The sequence below is a fragment of the Dyella kyungheensis genome, assembly GCF_049913195.1.
Classification (GTDB): Bacteria; Pseudomonadota; Gammaproteobacteria; order Xanthomonadales; family Rhodanobacteraceae; genus Dyella; species Dyella kyungheensis.
This window is the reverse complement of record NZ_CP183983.1, coordinates 2,687,521-2,707,017: the sequence shown is the minus strand read 5'-3', so window position 1 is coordinate 2,707,017 and position 19,497 is coordinate 2,687,521. Positions and strand designations below refer to the sequence as shown.

Annotated in this window: 16 protein-coding genes, 1 tRNA gene and 1 pseudogene; 14 read left to right on the top strand and 4 right to left on the bottom strand. The window is 64.3% G+C overall.

The features are described 5' to 3' along the window. Nucleotides 1–24 precede the first annotated feature (24 nt). The 5 genes and pseudogenes from clpS (at nucleotide 25) to ACN9MB_RS11940 (ending at nucleotide 9,023) form a co-directional block, all read left to right on the top strand. Nucleotides 25–351 (top strand): ATP-dependent Clp protease adapter ClpS, encoded by a 327-nt coding sequence (gene clpS, locus ACN9MB_RS11960; protein ID WP_026636494.1) that lies wholly within the window; start codon nucleotides 25–27, stop codon nucleotides 349–351. A gap of 241 nt (nucleotides 352–592) precedes the next feature. Then, on the top strand, nucleotides 593–2,860 hold the full coding sequence (gene clpA, locus ACN9MB_RS11955) for an ATP-dependent Clp protease ATP-binding subunit ClpA (RefSeq protein ID WP_426268988.1): 2,268 nt from the start codon (nucleotides 593–595) through the stop codon (nucleotides 2,858–2,860). Between the two features lie 254 nt (nucleotides 2,861–3,114). Next, nucleotides 3,115–3,177 (top strand): annotated as a pseudogene (locus ACN9MB_RS11950) (ESPR-type extended signal peptide-containing protein); the annotation flags it as partial. A gap of 273 nt (nucleotides 3,178–3,450) precedes the next feature. Beyond that, on the top strand, nucleotides 3,451–6,870 hold the full coding sequence (locus ACN9MB_RS11945) for a beta strand repeat-containing protein (protein WP_426271912.1): 3,420 nt from the start codon (nucleotides 3,451–3,453) through the stop codon (nucleotides 6,868–6,870). After that, a complete protein-coding gene (locus tag ACN9MB_RS11940) occupies nucleotides 6,867–9,023 on the top strand; it encodes a YadA family autotransporter adhesin (RefSeq protein ID WP_426268987.1) in 2,157 nt (718 codons plus the stop codon). The genes ACN9MB_RS11945 and ACN9MB_RS11940 overlap by 4 nt, the downstream gene beginning before the upstream one ends. A 222-nt stretch (nucleotides 9,024–9,245) precedes the next feature. Here ACN9MB_RS11940 and infA read toward each other — a convergent pair whose 3' ends face one another. Both infA and ACN9MB_RS11930 read right to left on the bottom strand, forming a co-directional pair. Beyond that, nucleotides 9,246–9,464 (bottom strand): translation initiation factor IF-1, encoded by a 219-nt coding sequence (gene infA / locus ACN9MB_RS11935; protein WP_019466733.1) that lies wholly within the window; start codon nucleotides 9,462–9,464, stop codon nucleotides 9,246–9,248. Nucleotides 9,465–9,545: 81 nt separating this feature from the next. Then, nucleotides 9,546–9,821 carry a polyhydroxyalkanoic acid system family protein gene (locus tag ACN9MB_RS11930; RefSeq protein ID WP_204636428.1) on the bottom strand — a complete coding sequence of 92 codons (276 nt, stop codon included), beginning with the start codon at nucleotides 9,819–9,821 and terminating at the stop codon, nucleotides 9,546–9,548. Between the two features lie 147 nt (nucleotides 9,822–9,968). Here ACN9MB_RS11930 and ACN9MB_RS11925 point away from each other — a divergent pair, with 147 nt between their 5' ends. From ACN9MB_RS11925 to kdsB, 5 genes are all read left to right on the top strand, one after another. Beyond that, nucleotides 9,969–10,736: an FHA domain-containing protein gene (locus ACN9MB_RS11925; RefSeq protein ID WP_204636429.1), complete on the top strand. Its 768-nt coding sequence runs from the start codon at nucleotides 9,969–9,971 to the stop codon at nucleotides 10,734–10,736. Nucleotides 10,737–10,835: 99 nt separating this feature from the next. Then, nucleotides 10,836–11,921 carry a 3-phosphoserine/phosphohydroxythreonine transaminase gene (gene serC, locus ACN9MB_RS11920; protein ID WP_204636430.1) on the top strand — a complete coding sequence of 362 codons (1,086 nt, stop codon included), beginning with the start codon at nucleotides 10,836–10,838 and terminating at the stop codon, nucleotides 11,919–11,921. A gap of 78 nt (nucleotides 11,922–11,999) precedes the next feature. Further along, a complete protein-coding gene (gene pheA, locus ACN9MB_RS11915; protein WP_204636431.1) occupies nucleotides 12,000–13,088 on the top strand; it encodes a prephenate dehydratase in 1,089 nt (362 codons plus the stop codon). Nucleotides 13,089–13,127: 39 nt separating this feature from the next. Further along, entirely contained in the window at nucleotides 13,128–14,435 is a 1,308-nt protein-coding gene (aroA, locus tag ACN9MB_RS11910; protein ID WP_426271911.1) for a 3-phosphoshikimate 1-carboxyvinyltransferase, read from the top strand. Between the two features lie 156 nt (nucleotides 14,436–14,591). Next, nucleotides 14,592–15,365: a 3-deoxy-manno-octulosonate cytidylyltransferase gene (kdsB, locus tag ACN9MB_RS11905; protein WP_426268986.1), complete on the top strand. Its 774-nt coding sequence runs from the start codon at nucleotides 14,592–14,594 to the stop codon at nucleotides 15,363–15,365. Nucleotides 15,366–15,368: 3 nt separating this feature from the next. On the opposite strand, the gene ACN9MB_RS11900 is transcribed toward kdsB, so the two are convergent. Next, nucleotides 15,369–15,527, bottom strand: a complete 159-nt coding sequence (locus tag ACN9MB_RS11900; RefSeq protein ID WP_204636433.1) for a hypothetical protein — start codon at nucleotides 15,525–15,527, stop codon at nucleotides 15,369–15,371. Between the two features lie 55 nt (nucleotides 15,528–15,582). Further along, nucleotides 15,583–16,002 (bottom strand): energy transducer TonB, encoded by a 420-nt coding sequence (locus ACN9MB_RS11895; protein WP_426268985.1) that lies wholly within the window; start codon nucleotides 16,000–16,002, stop codon nucleotides 15,583–15,585. 162 nt (nucleotides 16,003–16,164) lie between these two features. Here ACN9MB_RS11895 and ACN9MB_RS11890 point away from each other — a divergent pair, with 162 nt between their 5' ends. From ACN9MB_RS11890 to ACN9MB_RS11875, 4 genes are all read left to right on the top strand, one after another. Continuing rightward, nucleotides 16,165–16,626, top strand: a complete 462-nt coding sequence (locus tag ACN9MB_RS11890; protein ID WP_239535760.1) for a low molecular weight protein-tyrosine-phosphatase — start codon at nucleotides 16,165–16,167, stop codon at nucleotides 16,624–16,626. A gap of 17 nt (nucleotides 16,627–16,643) precedes the next feature. Continuing rightward, a complete protein-coding gene (gene uvrC, locus ACN9MB_RS11885) occupies nucleotides 16,644–18,473 on the top strand; it encodes an excinuclease ABC subunit UvrC (protein WP_426268984.1) in 1,830 nt (609 codons plus the stop codon). Between the two features lie 133 nt (nucleotides 18,474–18,606). Next, nucleotides 18,607–19,215, top strand: a complete 609-nt coding sequence (pgsA, locus tag ACN9MB_RS11880) for a CDP-diacylglycerol--glycerol-3-phosphate 3-phosphatidyltransferase (protein WP_426268983.1) — start codon at nucleotides 18,607–18,609, stop codon at nucleotides 19,213–19,215. A 60-nt stretch (nucleotides 19,216–19,275) separates the two neighbouring features. Further along, nucleotides 19,276–19,351: transfer RNA gene (locus tag ACN9MB_RS11875), tRNA-Gly, on the top strand. Nucleotides 19,352–19,497: the final 146 nt, after the last annotated feature.

Sequence of the window (19,497 nt, the reverse complement as noted above, 5' to 3'; positions counted from 1 at the left end):
CCCAAGGAAATTTAACGTAGACCCATGGCTCACGAACCCGAACACGAACAAGGTACCGGTCACGGTCTGGCGCTGGAAACTTCCCGTCCGGAAGTGGCTCGCCCGCCGCTCTTCCAGGTGGTGCTGCTGAATGACGATTTCACGCCGATGGATTTTGTGGTCGAAGTGCTGAGAAGCTTCTTCAGTCTCGACCAGGAACGTGCGGTGCAGGTCATGCTGCACGTCCATACACGCGGAAAGGGAGTCTGCGGGGTGTTTACCCGGGAAGTCGCGGAAACGAAGGTGACCCAGGTGAACGAATATTCACGTGCCCATCAGCACCCTTTGTTGTGCACTATGGAAAAGCTCTAAACCGCGCAATCCAGTGAACGTGAGGAGTTTGCCGAGGGATGAAAGCGAGCCGGTCGAAGGTAAGCCATAGGGGCGGCAGCGCGGCTCCCGGGCAGCTTCCGGCTCACGGTTCTGGCGTCTTCACAACATTCCCCCCCGTGCCCGGTGTCTGGTGGCACGGATATTGAAGAGCCTTTCAGCACCCCCATTTCGTAGCTATCGGGGCGCGCGACGCCCAGCCACACAAGCGGAGTAGGTCCGGATGTTCAGCAAGGATCTCGAAGTCACCATCGGCCAGTGCTACAAGCAGGCCCGCGAGCAGCGTCATGAATTCATGACGGTGGAACATTTGCTGCTCGCCCTCACCGAAAACCAATCGGCCCTTGGCGCACTGCGCGCCTGCGGCGTCGACCTGCCGCGCCTGATGCGCGAGCTGGAAAAGATCATTGCCGAAACCGTACCGGTACTGCCGCACGGTGACGAACGCGATACCCAGCCCACCCTGGGCTTCCAGCGGGTACTGCAGCGCGCGGTGTACCACGTGCAGTCCTCCGGCCGTAAGGAAGTCACCGGTGCCAACGTGCTGGTGGCGATCTTCGGCGAAAAGGATTCGCACGCGGTGTATTTCCTGCACCAGCAGGAGATCACCCGCCTGGACGTGGTCAACTACATTTCCCACGGCATCGCCAAGATCGGCGACGAGCCGTCCAGCAGCATGCCGGGCGGCGAGCGTGAGAGCGAAGACGGCGAGCCCAAGGGCAACCCGCTCAGCGAGTACGCCAGCAACCTCAACGAGCTGGCGCTGGAAGGCAAGATCGATCCGCTGATCGGCCGCCAGGACGAGATCGAGCGCACCATCCAGGTGTTGTGCCGCCGCCGCAAGAACAACCCGCTGTACGTGGGCGAGGCCGGCGTGGGCAAGACGGCGCTGGCCGAAGGTCTGGCCAAGCGCATCGTCGATGGCGAAGTGCCCGAAGTGCTGGAAAACGCCACCATCTGGTCGCTGGATCTCGGCGCGCTGGTGGCCGGCACCAAATATCGTGGCGATTTCGAGAAGCGCCTGAAGGCGGTCATCGGCCAGCTGAAGAAACAGCCGGGCGCGATTCTGTTCATCGATGAAATCCACACCATCATCGGTGCGGGCTCCGCCTCGGGCGGCACCATGGACGCCAGCAACCTGATCAAGCCGATGCTGGCCTCGGGCGAGCTGCGCTGCATCGGTTCCACCACGTTCCAGGAATTCCGCGGCATCTTCGAAAAGGACCGCGCGCTGGCCCGCCGCTTTCAGAAGATCGACGTGGTCGAGCCGACCGTGGCCGACAGCCTGGAAATCCTCAAGGGCCTGCGTTCGCGTTTCGAAGAACACCACAACGTCGCCTACACCAACGAGGCGCTGAAGGCCGCGGTGGATCTGTCGGTCAAGCACATTCCCGACCGTCTGCTGCCGGACAAGGCCATCGACGTGATCGACGAGGCGGGCGCGCGCCAGCGGCTGCTGCCGATCGACCAGCGCACCGGCAAGATCGACGTGCCGGAAGTGGAATACATCGTCGCCAAGATGGCGCGCATTCCTGCCAAGCAGGTTTCCGCGTCCGATCGCGACGTGCTGAAGAACCTGGAACGCAACCTCAAGATGGTCGTGTTCGGTCAGGACCAGGCCATTGAGGCGCTGGCTGCGTCGATCAAGATGGCGCGTTCGGGTCTGGCCGATCCGTCCAAGCCGATCGGTTGCTTCCTGCTCGCCGGTCCCACCGGCGTGGGCAAGACCGAAGTGACCAAGCAACTGGCGATGCAGTTGGGCATCGAGATGATCCGCTTCGACATGTCCGAGTACATGGAAGCGCATTCGGTCTCGCGCCTGGTCGGTGCACCTCCGGGCTACGTCGGTTTCGACCAGGGCGGCTTGCTCACCGAGGCCGTCACCAAGCATCCGCACGCCGTGCTGCTGCTGGATGAAATCGAGAAGGCCCATCCGGACGTCTACAACATCCTGTTGCAGGTGATGGATCGCGGCGTACTCACCGACACCAACGGACGCGAAGCGAACTTCAAGAACGTGGTGGTGGTGATGACGACCAATGCCGGCGCGCAGCAGGCCTCGCGTCGCGGCATCGGGTTCGTCAAGCAGAGCCATTCGATGGACGCGATGGAAGTGATACGCCGCAGCTTCACGCCGGAATTCCGCAACCGTCTGGACGCGATCATCCAGTTCAATGCGCTGGACTTCGATCACATCCTGCGCGTGGTGGACAAGTTCCTGATCGAACTGGAATCGCAGCTCACCGAGAAACACGTGAGCCTGGACGTGGACGCCGACGCTCGCCGTTGGCTGGCCGAGCACGGCTTCGATCCGCAGATGGGTGCACGTCCGATGGCCCGCGTGATCCAGGAGAAGGTGAAGCGCGCGCTGGCGGACGAACTGCTGTTCGGCAAGCTGGCCGACGGCGGCAAGGTGCGCCTGAGCGTGAGCGACGGCGAGTTGGTGGTGACCACGGAAGCGGCGGAGAACCTGCCGGCCACGGTGAGCTGACAGCTCGTTTTTCCAGAAGCAAGAAAAAAGGCCGCGCATTGCGCGGCCTTTTTTTGTGCCTGTTGCTTGTAGCGCGGATTGATGGAAACCGGTAACGGCCAGATCACCCCATCGCCATTGCAAAAAGAAAATTGAGACCCGTCTTAGGGGGTTTTCAGAGGCCTCTCATATAGGCCTAAAGACCCGATCCGTAGCCTTGTTGATGAGGACGAATCCGTCGTCCACCCACACCCTCATCATCCGCTAGGTCTCTCATGAACACCATTTATCGCATCGTTTGGAACGCCGTCACCTGCCGCTGGGTTGTGGCCTCCGAGCTGGCTAAAGGCCACAAGAAACAGGGCACCAAGCTGCGCCAGCTGGCAGCGATATCTGGCGTTGTCGGTATTTTCGCCGCGTCCCCCATGGCCATGGCAGGACCGGTCAATGGCTTTTCCGCGGGTATTCTCTCTCCCGGATCTGCCTCCTGCTTGAGCACCGCGGCCGCTGGCGTCACAACTGCTGGAGGCACCTGCGATACCTCTGGTGGTAGTACGCAAGCCGGCATTGTTTCATACACCTCAACGGGTGCCTGGGGCGCTTACCTCACGGTGACCGATCCCAACACGGTCCGTCTTGGCGCCGGTGGCAGTGACAAGCTGCAGATTTTGGGGTCCGGCATCAAGGCCCTTTCCACGATGGATATGGGCAACAACAACATCACCAATCTGGCCAATGGCGGCATCTCCTCGGGCAGTTCGGATGCCGTCAATGGCAGTCAGATCTTCAACGTCTCCCAGTCAGTGGCCAATGCGCTTGGCGGCGGCTCAGTCGTGAACGCCAATGGCACTGTCTCAGCGCCGAGCTACGCACTGACCAATGCCAACAGCATCGGCGGCACCGCCGGTGCTGCCACCACCGTGGCCAGCGGCTTCAGCAAGGTCGATACCGCGCTGGGTACGCTCAATACGGCCGTGACCACGGCGCAAACCACGGCGAATACGGCCAATACCACCGCCAACAAGGGCTGGAATCTGAGCGCCGACGCCGGTGCCACTTCGCAGAATATCGCTCCCGGCGGCACGGCCAACTTCGCGGCAGGCACCAACGCCACCGTGACGCGCAGCGGCAATACCATCACCATGGGTGTGGTCAACAACCCGACCTTCAGCGGCATGGTCAACGCCAATGGCGGCCTGACCGTGGGCATCGGCAAGACCGTCAGCATGGGCGGCAACACCGTAACCAATGTGGCGAACGGTGTGAACAATAACGACGCGGTCAGCGTGGCCCAGCTAGCCCCGATCGTCACGGCGCTGGGTAACGGCGCGGCGATCGACGGCACCACGGGCGTGGTGACTGGCCCGAGCTACGCATTGACCAATGCCAACAGCATCGACGGCACCGTGGGTGCGGCGACGGACGTGGGTACGGGCTTCGCCAAGGTGGATGCCGCGCTGGGCAAAGTGGGTACTCAGGCGACGAATACCAACCGCTACTTCAAGTCGAACGGTTTGAATAATGGCACCGACGACGCCGCAGCGAGCGGCACTTCAAGTGTTGCTATCGGCCCGAACAGCAAGGCCATGCTCGTGGCCGATATAGCAATCGGCGCGGGCGCGGTAGCAAATTCGGTTGGCGGTGGCAGCAACCCGCTTAATGCCGCTATGGCGATGGGCTATAACGCGCAGGCGACCACCGCCACCAGCATGGCCCTTGGCGTCGGAGCCGTGGCGACAAGCACCGGCGGCACGGCGCTCGGTCGGTACGCCCAGGCCACAGGAACGTCAGGCATAGCTGTTGGCAGCCGAAGCTTGGCGCAGGCCAATAATTCGGTAGCGCTGGGTAAAGGTACGCTTGCTGATCGCGCCAATACGGTGTCGGTAGGCGCAGCCTCATCGTTCACCGACGTTTCGGGTACCGTCCAGGCGGCCGGCACGCGTCAAATCGTGAATATGGGTGCCGGTACGCAAAGCAACGACGCGGTCAACGTGTCCCAGCTGACCCCGGTCGTCACTGCTCTGGGCGGCGGCGCGGCCATCGACGCCACCACCGGTGCCGTCACCGGCCCCAGCTATGCACTGACCAATGCCAACGGCATTGCGGGCACCACGGGTGCGGCGACCGATGTGGGCACGGGTTTCGCCAAGGTGGATGCCGCGCTGGGCACGCTCAATACATCGGTGACGCAGAACACCACGAACATCGCCGGCAATACGACGTCGATCAATAACCTGCAGAACACCGTCAACAACATCAGCAGCGGCACCGTGGGCCTGGTCCAACAGGCGGCGGCCGGTGCCGATCTGACCGTGGGCAAGGCCACCGATGGTGTGGCGGTCGACTTTGCCGACAAGAACGGCAACACCCGCACGCTGAAGAACGTCACTGCCGGTGTGGCGGCGACCGATGCGGTGAACATGTCGCAGCTCAATGCGACCAATGCCAACGTGGCTGGCAACACCACGGCGATCACCAATCTCGGCACCCGCGTCACCACCAACGAAGGCAGCATCTCCACCATCAACACCACGATTGCCGGCATGAATGGTCAGCTGGCCGATGCGGTGAAGTACGACTCGGCCACGCACGACCAGGTCACCCTGGGCAATGCCGGCACGCCGGTGCAGGTGACGAACGTCAAGAACGGCGCGCTGACCGCTGCCAGCACCGATGCGGTGAACGGCTCGCAGCTGTACGCGACCAACCAGCAGGTCGCGCAGAACACCACCGACATCGCCGGTAACACCACAGCTATCGCGGGCAACACGACCTCGATCAGCAACATCACCAACCAGATCAACAACGGCACCGTGGGCCTGGTCCAGCAGGCTGCGGCCGGCGCCGACCTGACCGTGGGCAAGGGCACTGACGGCGTAGCCGTGAATTTTGCCGACAAGAACGGCAACACCCGCACGCTGAAGAACGTCACGGCCGGTGTAGCCAATACCGATGCGGTGAACATGTCGCAGCTCAATGCGACCAATGCCAACGTCGCTGGCAACACCACGGCGATCACCAACCTCGGTACCCGCGTCACCACCAACGAAGGCAGCATCACCACCATCAACACCACGATTGCCGGCATGAACGGCCAGCTGGCTGATGCGGTGAAGTACGACTCGGCCGCTCACGACACGGTGACCCTGGGCAACGCCGGCACGCCGGTGCGGGTGACCAATGTGAAGACCGGCGCGCTGTCTGCTGCCAGCACCGATGCAGTCAATGGCTCGCAGTTGTATGCGACCAATGCGAACGTCACGCAGAACACCACCGACATCGCAGGCAACACGACCTCGATCACGAGCCTGCAGAACACTGTCAACAACATCAGCGGCGGCACCGTGGGCCTGGTGCAGCAGGCGGCTGCCGGCGCCGACCTGACCGTGGGCAAGGCCACCGACGGTGTTGCGGTCGACTTTGCCGACAAGACCGGCAACACCCGCACGCTCAAGAACGTGACGGCTGGTGTAGCCAACACCGATGCGGTGAACATGTCGCAGCTCAACGCGACCAATGCCAACGTCGCTGGCAACACCACGGCGATCACCAACCTGGGCACCCGCGTCACCACCAACGAAGGCAGCATCTCCACCATCAACACCACGATTGCCGGCATGAACGGCCAGCTGGCTGATGCGGTGAAGTACGATTCGGCCGCGCACGACACGGTGACACTGGGCAACGCCGGCACGCCGGTGCAGGTGACGAACGTCAAGAACGGTGCGCTGAGCGCTGCCAGCTCCGATGCAGTCAATGGCTCGCAGTTGTATGCGACCAACGCGAACGTCACGCAGAACACCACCGACATCGCAGGCAACACGACCTCGATCACTAGCCTGCAGAACACCGTCAACAACATCAGCGGCGGCACGGTGGGTCTGGTGCAGCAGGCGGTGGCCGGTGCCGACCTGACCGTGGGCAAGGACACCGACGGCGCAGCAGTGAACTTTGCCGACAAGACCGGCAACACCCGTACGCTGAAGAGCGTGTCGGCGGGTGCGTTGACCTCGGCCAGCCGGATGCCGTGAACGGCTCACAGCTGTACGCGACCAATCAGCAGGTGACGCAGAACACCAGCGATATCGCCGGCAACACTACGGCCATCACCAACTTGGGCAGCCGCGTCACCACCAATGAAGGCAATATCAATACCATCAACACGACCATTGCCGGCATGAACGGCCAGCTGGCCGATGCGGTGAAGTACGACTCGGCGACGCACGACAAGGTGACCCTGGGTGCCGCCGGCACACCGGTGCAGGTGACCAATGTGAAGAACGGCGGCCTGTCCGCTGCCAGCACCGATGCGGTGAACGGCTCGCAGCTGTACGCGACCAATCAGCAGGTGGGGCAGAACACCACCGATATCGCGGGCAACACCACGGCGATCAACACCATCAACACCCAGATCAACAGCGGCACGATCGGTCTGGTGCAGCAGGCGTCGGCCGGCGCCAACCTCACGGTGGGCAAGGGCACCGACGGCGCTGCGGTGGACTTCCAGGGCACCGCGGGCGCTCGCAAACTGCTGAACGTGGCGGACGGTACGGTCGCTGCCGGCAGCAAGGATGCCGTCAATGGTGGCCAGTTGCATGGCGTGAGTCAGTCGATGGCCGATGCCATCGGCGGCGGCTCGACGGTGAATGCTGACGGTTCGATCTCGGCACCGAGCTACAGCGTGCACAACGCGAACGGTTCCACCACCACGGTCAACAACGTGGGTAGTGCGATCACCAATCTCGACGGTCGCGTCTCGCAGAACACCACCGATATCTCCACCATCAACACCACCATCACCGGCATGAACGGTCAGCTCGCTGATGCGGTGAAGTACGACTCGGCCGCCCACGACAAGGTCACCCTGGGCAATGCCGGTACGCCGGTGCAGGTGAGCAACGTGAAGGACGGTGCACTGTCCGCGACGAGCAGCGATGCAGTGAACGGTTCGCAGCTGTACGCGACCAACCAGCAGGTGGCGCAGAACACCGGCGATATCGCCAACATCAACAGCACCATCAACACCATGAATACCGGCGGCCTGAAGTACGTGCAGGTCAATTCGACCGCCGCAGGTGCCAGCGCTGCCGGCTCCGAAAGCGTGGCCGTGGGTGGCAACACCCAGGCTTCCGCCGCCAGGTCGGTGGCGATCGGCAACGGTGCCCAGGCCAGCCAGGCCAACAGCGTGGCGCTGGGTGCGGGTTCGGTGGCTGACCGCGCGAATAGCGTGTCGGTAGGTTCGGTGGGCCAGGAGCGCCAGATCACCAACGTCGCGGCCGGCAACTTGTCTGCCACCAGCACCGATGCGGTGAACGGCAGCCAGCTCAATGCCACCAATCAGGCCGTGAGCAACCTCGATGGCCGCGTGACCAACGTGGAGAACACGGTGAACAACATGGCCGGTGCCGTGAGCAACGTGACCAACATCACCAACGGTCAGGCCGGCATGTTCCAGGTCAGCAAGGACAGCAACGGCACCCAGCCTGCGGCTTCGGGCAGCAAGTCGACGGCCGGTGGCACCAGCGCCGTGGCGTCGGGCAACAACAGCACGGCCTTGGGTAACGCCGCGACGGCCTCCGGCGACAACAGTGTGGCACTGGGCGCCAACTCGGTCGCCGACCGCAGCAACAGCGTGTCGGTGGGCTCGGCGGGTCACGAGCGTCAGGTCACCAACGTCGCGGCCGGTACGGCCAACACGGATGCGGTGAACGTGGGCCAGCTGAAGGCCGCGGGTGTGATGAACGGCGACGGCACCACCAACACGGCGGTGACCTACGACACCAACGCCGACGGCAGCACCAGCGTGACCTTGAATGGCGGCGGCAACGCGACCGTGATCCACAACGTGGGCCCGGGCACGGCACCGTCGGACGCGGCCACGGTGGGCCAGGTGCAGCAGGCGGCCAATTGGTCCAAGAGCTACACCGACCAGCAGGTGAACAACATGGGCCGTCAGGTGAGCGGCGGCGTGGCCGCGGCGATGGCGATGACCTCCATCCCGCAGGCGGTGGCCGCCGGCCAGAACTCGGTGGGTGCGGGCGTCGGCACCTTCCGCGGTCAGTCCAGCATCGCGGTGGGCATGTCCGCGCTGAGCGCCTCGGGCAAGTTTGCGGTGAAGTTCAGCGCCAGCGCCACCACCCAGGGTGATGCCGGTGTGGGCGTGGGTGCCAGCTACATCTGGTAAGACCGGGCTCCAACTGCAGAAAAGGAACGGCGCCGTAGCGATACGGCGCCGTTTTTCTTGGGCGATGGCTGAAAAAGGCCAACAAAAAAAGCCGCGTCATGCGCGGCTTTCTTCAAGCTCGTAACCCTGTGGGAGCGCACCCTGTGCGCGACCGCGGCGTTACGGTGTCACTGCTCCGTAGGTTGGTCGCGCACAGGGTGCGCTCCTACAGAGGCCGTGAAATCACTTCATGCGGTAGGTGATACGACCCTTGGTCAGGTCGTACGGGGTCATCTCCACCTTCACCTTGTCGCCGGTGAGGATGCGGATGTAATGCTTGCGCATGCGGCCGGAGATATGGGCCGTGATCACGTGGCCGTTTTCCAGCTGCACGCGGAACATGGTGTTGGGCAGGGTCTCCTGGACCGTACCTTCCATTTCAATGACGTCGTCTTTGGCCATGCGTTCCGTGGGGGCAGGGCAGCCGTCGTGGCCGCTTAATCCGTCGATTATGGCACGGAAGTTCCGATGGTTAAAGAATCATCAGCCAAAATGCTCATCCAGCTTGCGACGGATCTCCTGTTCCACCATGCCTTTGAGGGGGGCCAGCATCATGCCCAGCTCGGCCGTCACGTGGATCACGTCGCTGGCCACGGCGATGCTGCCGTTCACGCCAGGGCGGGAAAAACGCAAGGTGTCGCCCTGCCACTGGCCCTCCATGCCGAACTTCTCCTGCATGCGGGCCGCCACCTTGTCGACCACCGCGCGGGCCTCGCTCAGGGACAGTTGATGAGGACGGCGGATGTCGATCTTGGGCATGGCGAACTCCTGGGATTGGACGGGCATGGTAAGCCAGACCGCCGATCGCTGACTGACTGCCGGCCTTAGCGGCGTGGCAGGCCGGAAACAGGCACTGAAAGGCGTAGGCATCTGCTAGAGTCCCGCCGTCCATCGACTGGTTCACTGATGCGCATCGAGTTTCCCAATTCCGCCCGAGAGGATTTCCACTGGGACGGCCCTGTGTTGCGCATCGGCAGCGCGCCCGACAACGACCTGATCCTCGCATCGCATCAGGCTGGCGCGTATCACCTGCGTATCCAACTGGATCGTCGCGGCTGGGTGTTGCAGATGCTTCCCCAGGGCAATCGCATCTACGTGAACGCACGGCCGGTGCGTGAAAAAGCCCTGCTTCGCCCCGGCGACATTCTCAGCGTGGGCGACTGCCGCATGCTGCTGCGTGCCGACGAGGAACCCGCGCACAGCCTGCCCGTGACCGTGCCGGCCGAGGGCCGCTGCACGGTCGCGCTGCGTGCGGTGGCCGGCCCCTTGTCGGGCCGCGTGCTGCCGTTGCAGGACAAGCTGGAACTGGGGCCGCACGGCGGCATTCCGCTGGAGCTGCCGCAGGGCGAAACCGCCTCGCTGGTGTTGTTCTGGCGCGAGGGCCAGCTGATGCTCGAGGGCGGCCAGCAGTCCACACGCTATCCGCTGCGCGTGAACGGCGTGCCGGTCACCCAGGCCGCGCTTCGTCCGGGCGACCAGGTCGGCCTGGGCATGCATCGCTTCGTGGTCGATGCGCCGGGACTGGAGCCGGAACCCGAAATCCCCCAGCCGGCGCCCGAGCCGCTGCATCTGCCCGAAGAAGACGCAGGTCCGCGCGGCGAAGTGTGGTGGCTGATCGCCACGGCCGCCGTGCTGGCGCTGGGCATCGCGGTGGCTTTGCTGGTGCGTTTCTGAGGCCTTGCGCGGGCGATACCGCGGCACTGCACTTTGGCTTGACGCCGTGTTGCTGCGACGCGGCATAATGCGGCGAACCCCGTTTCCAAGGCGTCATCAGTGAGCAGACTGTGGAATTTCAGCGCTGGCCCGGCCGCGCTGCCGCAACCGGTATTGGAGCGAGCCCAGCGCGAACTGCTGGACTGGCAGGGCTGCGGGGCCTCGGTGATGGAGCTGTCCCATCGCGGCAAGCTGTTCATGGGCCTGGCCCAGCAGGCCGAAGCCGACCTGCGCGAGCTGCTGGCCATTCCCGACAACTATGCGGTGCTGTTCCTGCAGGGTGGCGCCACCCAGCACTTCGCCCAGATCCCGATGAACCTGGCGGACGAAGGTGCCAGCGCCGATTACGTAGTGACCGGCCATTGGGGCGAGAAGGCCGCCAGCGAAGCGGCGCCCTACGTGAAGGTGAATCTGGCCGGGAGCAGCAAGGACGAAAACTACCGGCGCCTGCCGCCACGCGAGACGTGGCAGCTCGATCCACGCGCCGCCTATGTGCACTACACGCCGAACGAAACCATCCACGGGGTGGAATTCCATGATGTCCCGGACGTCGGCGATGTGCCGCTGGTGGCCGACATGTCCTCGGACATCCTGTCGGGTCCGCTCGATGTGTCGAAGTTCGGGCTGATCTACGCGGGCGCGCAGAAGAACATCGGCCCGTCGGGCCTGGTGGTGATGATCGTGCGACGCGACCTGCTCGAACGCGCCTCCCGGCCGATGGCGCGCATCTTCCGCTACGCAGATCATGCGGCGAACGATTCCATGCTCAATACCCCCAACACCTGGGGCTGGTATCTGGCAGGGCTCACCTTCCAGTGGCTGAAAGAGCAGGGCGGGCTGGCCGTGATCGGTCAGCGCAACGAGGCGAAGGCCGCGCTGCTTTACGACGCCATCGATCATTCCGGCGGCTTCTATCGCAATCCGGTGGCGGTCGATTCGCGCTCGCGCATGAATGTGCCTTTCACGCTGCACGACAGCGCGTTGGATGCGGATTTCCTCAAGGCATCCGAAGCCGCCGGACTGCTCGCGCTCAAGGGCCACAAGGCGCTGGGCGGGATGCGTGCGTCGCTGTACAACGCCGTACCGCTGGAAGCCGTGCAGGCGCTGGTGGGTTTCATGAAGGATTTTGCCAAACGTCACGGATGAAACCGTTGCACGACAGGTCGCCGATCCATGACTATCGGTGATTCCCCGCTGGACTTCTTGCTTCTGCAGCCCCACGACATGACCGATAAGAAATCCTCGCTTTCCGACGTGCGCGAACGCATCGACAGCATCGATCAGCAGATCCAGCAGCTGATCTCCGAGCGCGCCGGCTGGGCGCAGGAAGTGGCCCGGGTGAAGGGCGAAGGGCTGTCGGCGATCGACTATTACCGTCCGGAACGCGAAGCCCATGTGCTGCGCATGGTGGTGGACCGCAACGACGGTCCGCTCACCGACGTGGAAATGGTGCGCCTGTTCCGCGAGATCATGTCTTCCTGCCTCGCGCAGGAAGATCCGCTCAAGGTCGGCTTTCTCGGTCCCGAGGGCACTTTCAGCGAGCAGGCGGTGCGCAAGCATTTCGGCCATGCCGCTTACGGCCTGCCGCTGGGCAGCATCGAGGAAGTGTTCCAGGAAGTGGCCGCGGGCCATGCCGATTTCGGCGTGGTGCCGGTGGAGAATTCCGGCCAGGGCATGATCCAGGTCACGCTGGACATGTTCCTCACCTCCGAGGCCACCATCTGCGGCGAAGTGGAACTGCGCGTGCATCAATGCCTGCATTCGATGCAGGGCACGCTGGACGGCATCAAGCGCGTCTATGCGCATGCGCAGTCGCTGCAGCAGTGCAAGACCTGGCTGCGCATCAACCTGCCGGGCGTCGAGTGCATCGCGGTGAGCAGCAATGCCGAAGCCGCGCGCCTGGCGCGCCATGCGGACGATGCCGCCGCCATCGCGGGCGAGACCGCCGGTCGCGTCTATGGGCTGAAGACGGTGGCGCAAGCCATCGAGGATCGCGCCGACAACACCACGCGTTTTCTGGTCATCGGCCGCTCGCTGTTTCCGCCGTCGGGCAACGACCGCACCTCGCTGCTGATCACCGTGAACGACAAGCCGGGCGCGTTGTATCACGTGCTCAAGCCGTTCGCCGAACACGACATCAGCCTCAATCGCATCGAATCGCGTCCCGCGCATTCGGGCAAATGGCAATACGCCTTCTTCATCGACGTCTCCGGCCACATCAACGACGAGCCGTTGCAGGCCGCGATGAAGGAAATGGGCGAAGCCGCCGCGCAGGTGCGCGTGCTCGGCTCGTACCCGGTGGCGCTGCCCTGATCTGTACCGGGCCGCTGCATGGCGGCCGTTGGAGAATTCATTGTGACCCGACTCGACTGGACCAGTCATAACGTTCGCGTGCTCCACGGCAGCGTGCGCGTGCCTGGCGACAAATCCGTTTCGCATCGTGCACTCATGCTGGGTGCGCTGGCCGAAGGCAGCTCGCATATTCGCGGCTTCCTGGAAGGCGAAGACACGCGCGCCACGGCGGCCGTGCTGCAACTGCTCGGTGTGCGCATCGACGCACCGGCCGACGGCGAACGCGTGGTGCATGGCGTGGGCCTGCATGGCCTGCGTGGAACCGCCGCGCAGCTCGATTGCGGCAATGCCGGCACCGGCATGCGCCTGCTTGCCGGCCTGCTGGCTGGGCAGGCCTTCGACAGCACGCTGGTGGGCGACGAATCGCTGTCCAAGCGCCCCATGCGTCGGGTGACCGATCCGCTCGAACGGATGGGCGCGAAGATCGACACGCAGAATGGCTTGCCGCCGCTGCAGGTGCGCGGCGGTCAGTCGCTGCAGGGCATTGCATACACTTTGCCGGTAGCGAGCGCGCAGGTGAAGTCGGCGCTGCTGCTCGCTGGCCTGTATGCAAAAGGCGAGACGGAAGTGATCGAGCCGCATCCAACCCGCGACTACACCGAGCGCATGCTGGCGGCCTTTGGCTGGCCGATCGATTTCGCGCCGGGCCGTGCACGTCTGAGTGGCGGACATACGCTTCGTGCCACCCAGGTCGATGTGCCGGCCGACTTTTCCTCGGCCGCGTTCTTCCTGGTCGCGGGCAGCATCGTGCCGGGTTCCGAATTGCGCTTGCCGACGGTGGGGCTCAATCCGCGTCGCACCGGCCTGCTGCAGGCCTTGCGCCTGATGGGCGCGGATATCCGGGTGGAAAACGAACGCGAGAGCGGTGGCGAACCGGTGGGCGACCTGGTGGTGCGCCACGCACCGCTGCATGGCATCGAACTGCCCGAGGTGTTGGTGCCGGACATGATCGACGAATTCCCCGCGCTGTTCGTCGCAGCCACGGCAGCACATGGCAAGACCGTGGTGCGCGGCGCGGCCGAATTGCGCGTGAAGGAATCGGATCGCCTGGCCGCGATGGCCACGGGGTTGCGCACGCTTGGCGCTGTCGTCGACGAGACTCCCGATGGCGCAACGATTCACGGCGGCCCGCTGCATGGCGGCACCATCGAGAGCCACGGCGATCACCGCATCGCCATGAGTTTCGCGGTGGCCGGCCTGATCGCCAGCGGTGCGGTGCGCATCAACGATTGCGCCAATGTGGCGACCTCGTTTCCGGGTTTCATCGAGCTGGCCAACGGCTGCGGATTCAGGCTGGAAACTGCCTGATTCCAGCAAGTTGGGCTTTTCTGCGGGAGCACCCTGTGCGCGACTGGCAGGAACCGAGACCGTCCGGCATGCCCGTCGCGCACAGGGTGCGCTCCCACAAGGTCTCGCCCGTAGCAGTCGGTGCAGCTACCCTTGTGGCCTCACGCCGAGATCGCCATGCCCACTGCCACGCCTCCCTTCATCGTCGCCATTCCCGCCCGCTACGGTTCCACCCGCCTGCCGGCCAAACCGCTGCGCGATATTGCCGGCGTGCCGATGGTGGTGCGCGTGGCGCAGCGTGCGCTTGAGGCGGGTGCGTCGCAGGTGGTGGTGGCGGTGGACGACCGGCGCATTGCCGATGCACTGCAAGGGCAGGGCGTGGATGTATGCATGACGCGCAGCGATCATGCCTCGGGCAGCGATCGCCTGGCCGAATGCGCCGAGCACTATGCGTGGCCCGACGATGCCATCGTGGTGAACCTGCAGGGCGACGAACCGTTCGCCCCGGCTGCGGGCATTCGCGAAGTGGCAAATGCGCTGGCCGAGGACGATGCGCCGATGGCCACGCTGGCCACGCCGATCTTGGACGCGCACGAACTGTTCGATCCCAACGTCGTCAAGCTGGTGCGGTCGGCGACGGGACGTGCCTTGTATTTCAGCCGCGCGCCCCTGCCGTGGGCGCGCGACGCGTTCGCCGTTCACCGCAACGTGTTGCCCGAGAACATACCGTTCTTGCGCCACATCGGTATTTACGCCTATCGGGCGGCCTTCCTGAAGCGATACACCACGCTTGAGCGCACGCCGCTGGAGCAGGCCGAGTCGCTGGAGCAATTGCGCGTGCTGGAGCACGGCTTCCCGATTGCGGCCCGCCTCACGCCCGAGCCGTTCCCGCCGGGCATCGACACCGAAGCCGATCTGCAGCGCGCGGAACGCTGGCTGGCCGATCGTTGATCCTCAGCGCCCCCGGCGCAGCATCATCACCAGCAGTCCGCCCAACACCAGACCGACCACCAGCCCGATGCCGGCGCCCCACAGCGCACCGTTGGTGCCGGCGACGGCATGGCCGATCAGAACGCCGAGCACGAACAGGATGGGAAGCGGAAGACAGCCCACGAGCGCTACTCCGGTTTCTTGCCGACGGGCGACATCCGAATCCTAGCGGTCGGAATTATTTGTTGAACGCAATCGGTATCTGCACGTAGCCATCAGCAGGCGCGCCGTTCTTGACGGCCGGCTTGTACGACCAGCCCTTCACCGTGCGCACGGCCTCGTCATCGAGGGCCTTGGAGCCCGACGACATCATCACGTGGAAGGATTTGGCCTTGCTGTCGGCCCCCACCTGCACCATCACCACGACCGTGCCGGTGCCGGCGGAATTCTTCATGGCGGCGGAAAAACGGGGGGCCGGCTGAGGACGATCCTCGTCGACGCTGGCGGGGCGGTCGCCTGCGCTGCTGTTGCCTGGGCTGGCCGAGGACGCGGCGGCTGCTGGAGCGGCTGCATCCTGCTCGACGGCCGCCGCGAGAGCCCCCTGGCACACCAGCATGGCGGCGGCAGCGGCCGCTATCGTAAAGAGCTTGCGCTTCACTTTCTTCCTCCCCTGTGGACCGCCCAAATATAGACAGACTTTGCGTTACACAACAATCGTGACTTTGGTCATTCTCCAGGGCTTGATTGCGGGCCTTTTCGCAGCCATTTCGTTGGTTCATACGATGTCGTCAGCCCCGAGGTCGCTCTCCCGATGAATGCCATGGACCCGCCATCCATCCTGTTCGTGTGCTTGGGCAACATCTGCCGTTCGCCGCTGGTGGAGGCCGTGGCGCGCCAGCGCAGTGCCCAGGCGGGCCTCGCGCTGACGCTGGCCTCCTGCGGCACCGGGCACTGGCACGCGGGCAAGGGGGCCGATCCACGCATGCTCCGTGCGGCGGCGGATGCGGGCTATGACCTGTCGCCGCATCGGGCGCGGCAAGTGCGGGCGGCCGATTTCCAGGATTTCGACTGGGTGCTGGCGATGGACCAGGACAATCTGGAAACGCTCCAGGGGCTGCGTCGCGACGGTTCGGAACCGGCGTTGTTCCTGCCCTGGGCTGGTGTTGCCGGGCCGGCGGAGTTTCCCGATCCGTACTACGGCGACACCGACGGCTTCCGCCGCGCCGTGGCGCTCGCCGAGCAGGGCGTGGATGGCTTGATCGCCCGCCTGCGGCGCCGGTGAGCGGATAGAATCACACGATGCAGTCCACTCCGCCGCCGCAAGCCTTCGACGGCAAGGCTTTCGTCAAAAACCTCAGTACCTCGCCCGGCGTCTATCGTTATTTCGACGAGGACGGCGATCTCCTATACGTGGGCAAGGCCGGCAATCTCAAGAAGCGCGTCGGTAGCTATTTCCTCAAGCCGCGGATGGAGCCGCGCATCGCGGCGATGGTGTCGCAGATCGCGCGCGTCGAGATCACCATCACCCGTACCGAGGGTGAGGCGCTGCTGCTGGAATCGCAGCTGATCAAGTCGCTCAAGCCGCGCTACAACATCCTGCTGCGCGACGACAAAAGCTATCCGTACATCTATCTGTCCGGTGGCGAGGACTATCCGCGGCTCGCCTTCCATCGCGGTGCGCGCAACATGCCGGGCCGTTATTTCGGTCCGTATCCGAGCACGTTCGCGGTGCGCGAAAGCCTCAACCTGATGCAGAAGCTGTTCAAGGTGCGCCAGTGCGAGGACAGCTATTTCAAGAACCGTTCGCGCCCCTGCCTGCAACATCAGATCGGCCGGTGCACCGCGCCGTGCGTGCAGCTCATCACCGTCGACGACTATCGCAACGACGTGCGCCACGCCGAGATGTTCCTCGAGGGCCGCAGCAGCGCGGTGATCGACGAACTGGCCGGACAGATGGAGCAGGCCAGCAAATCGCTGGAATTCGAGCGTGCCGCCGCGTTCCGCGACCAGGTCGCCGCGCTACGCAAGCTGCAGGCCGAACACCATGTGCAGGGCGCCAGCGCGGACATGGACGTGCTGGCCTGCTGCATCGAAGCGGGCATGGCCTGCGTGAGCGTGCTGTTCTTCCGCAACGGCATCAGCCTGGGTACGCGCGATTTCTTCCCGCGCCTGCCGCTGGATGCCGAACCGGCCGACGTGCTGGAGCAGTTCATCGCGCAGTACTACCTGGATCGACCGGTGCCGCGCGAACTGATTCTCGGCGAGACCCTGCCGACCCAGCAGATCCTCGGCGAGATGCTTGCGCAGCAGTCGGGCCACGCGGTGGACCTGAAATCCAGCGTGCGCGGCGAACGCGCGCGCTTCCTGCAGATGGCCGAGCGCAATGCGCAGGCCTCGCTCACCGCCAGGCTCGCCAGTCGGCAGACGCTGGGGGCGCGCTTCGACGACCTGCAGAAATTGCTGGAGCTGGACGAATCGCCGCGCCGCATCGAGTGCTTCGACATCAGCCACACGATGGGCGAACTCACCGTGGCCTCGTGCGTGGTGTTCGGTCCCGAGGGGCCGGAGAAATCGCACTACCGCCGTTTCAATATCACCGGCATCACGTGCGGCGATGACTATGCCGCCATGCATCAGGCCTTGGTGCGGCGGTTTCGCAAGCTGGCCGATGGCGAGGGTGCACGCCCCGATGTGCTGCTGATCGACGGTGGCAGCGGGCAGGTGGCACAGGCGCTGGACGTGCTGCGCGAGCTGGGCGTTACCGGCATCCACGTGGTGGGCGTGGCCAAGGGGCCGGGCCGGCGGGCCGGCGAGGAGACGCTGGTGCTGGCCGATTCCGGCCGCAACCTGCATCCGGGCCCCTCGTCGCCGGCGCTGCACCTGGTGGCGGCCGTGCGCGACGAGGCCCATCGCTTTGCCATCACCGGCCATCGCAAGCGGCGCGAGAAAGCGCGCGAGCGCAGCGTGCTGGAGGATGTGCCGGGCGTAGGTGCGAGGCGCCGTTCGGCCCTGCTCAAGGCTTTTGGCGGCCTGCAGGGCGTGGAAGCGGCCGGTGTGGAAGAGCTGACCCGCGTCAAAGGTATCGACCGCGGACTGGCCGAACGCATCTATGCTGCACTTCATGGCTGATCGACACGACATGGAGTGCTCGGCGTCATTCCGGCGAAAGCCAAAATCCCTCATGATTCGGGCTGTGGGCGACGGGCGATCTATTCGATGATTCCCGCGTCCCCGTGCTGAGCGCTTCAACCGGAAAGGATCTATGCACATCAACCTGCCCACCTGGCTGACCCTGTTCCGCATACTGCTGTTGCCGGTCATGGTGGTGGTGTTCTATTGGCAATTTCCGGGGCACAACATCACGGCAGCCATCGTGTTCGCGCTGGCGGCCGTCACCGACTGGCTGGACGGCTATCTCGCCCGGCGCATGAATCTCACCTCGGCCTTCGGTGCCTTCCTCGACCCGGTGGCCGACAAGCTGATGGTGGCGGTGACGCTGTTCCTGCTGGTGGAAACCCATCGTGGCGGCTGGCCGGGCATCCTGATGGCGATCACCGCAGCCATCATCGTGGGGCGCGAGATCAGTGTCTCCGCCTTGCGCGAATGGATGGCCGAGATCGGCATGCGCGCCACCATCAAGGTGGCGTTCATCGGCAAGCTCAAGACCGCCATGCAGATGGTGGCGCTGATCGTGCTGATCGTGCAGCACGAGAAGGACGCCGAGGCCCTGCGCCTGTATCACATCGGCGAGGGACTGCTGGTGATCGCCGGCATCCTCACCATCTGGTCGGGGCTGTATTACCTGCGGGCCGCCTGGCCCAGCCTGAAGGGCGACGGTTCGGGCCACGCCTTGCCCCGCAACGACGACTAGGTTTCTTTGTGACAGGTGCTTGACGGCCGCGGATTAGCCATTACAATGCGCGACTCCGATGCGGGAATAGCTCAGTTGGTAGAGCACGACCTTGCCAAGGTCGGGGTCGCGAGTTCGAGTCTCGTTTCCCGCTCCAGATTCGGTGGATTGAAGCATCGCAATCCACACAAGAAAGCGACCCTCGTGGTCGCTTTTTTTATGGCCGAGCGGAAAGGCGCGCGAAGCATGTAAGGTTTTCGATGCGCCGAGGGACTCTCCAGACGAACCTGCTCACGAAAGGAG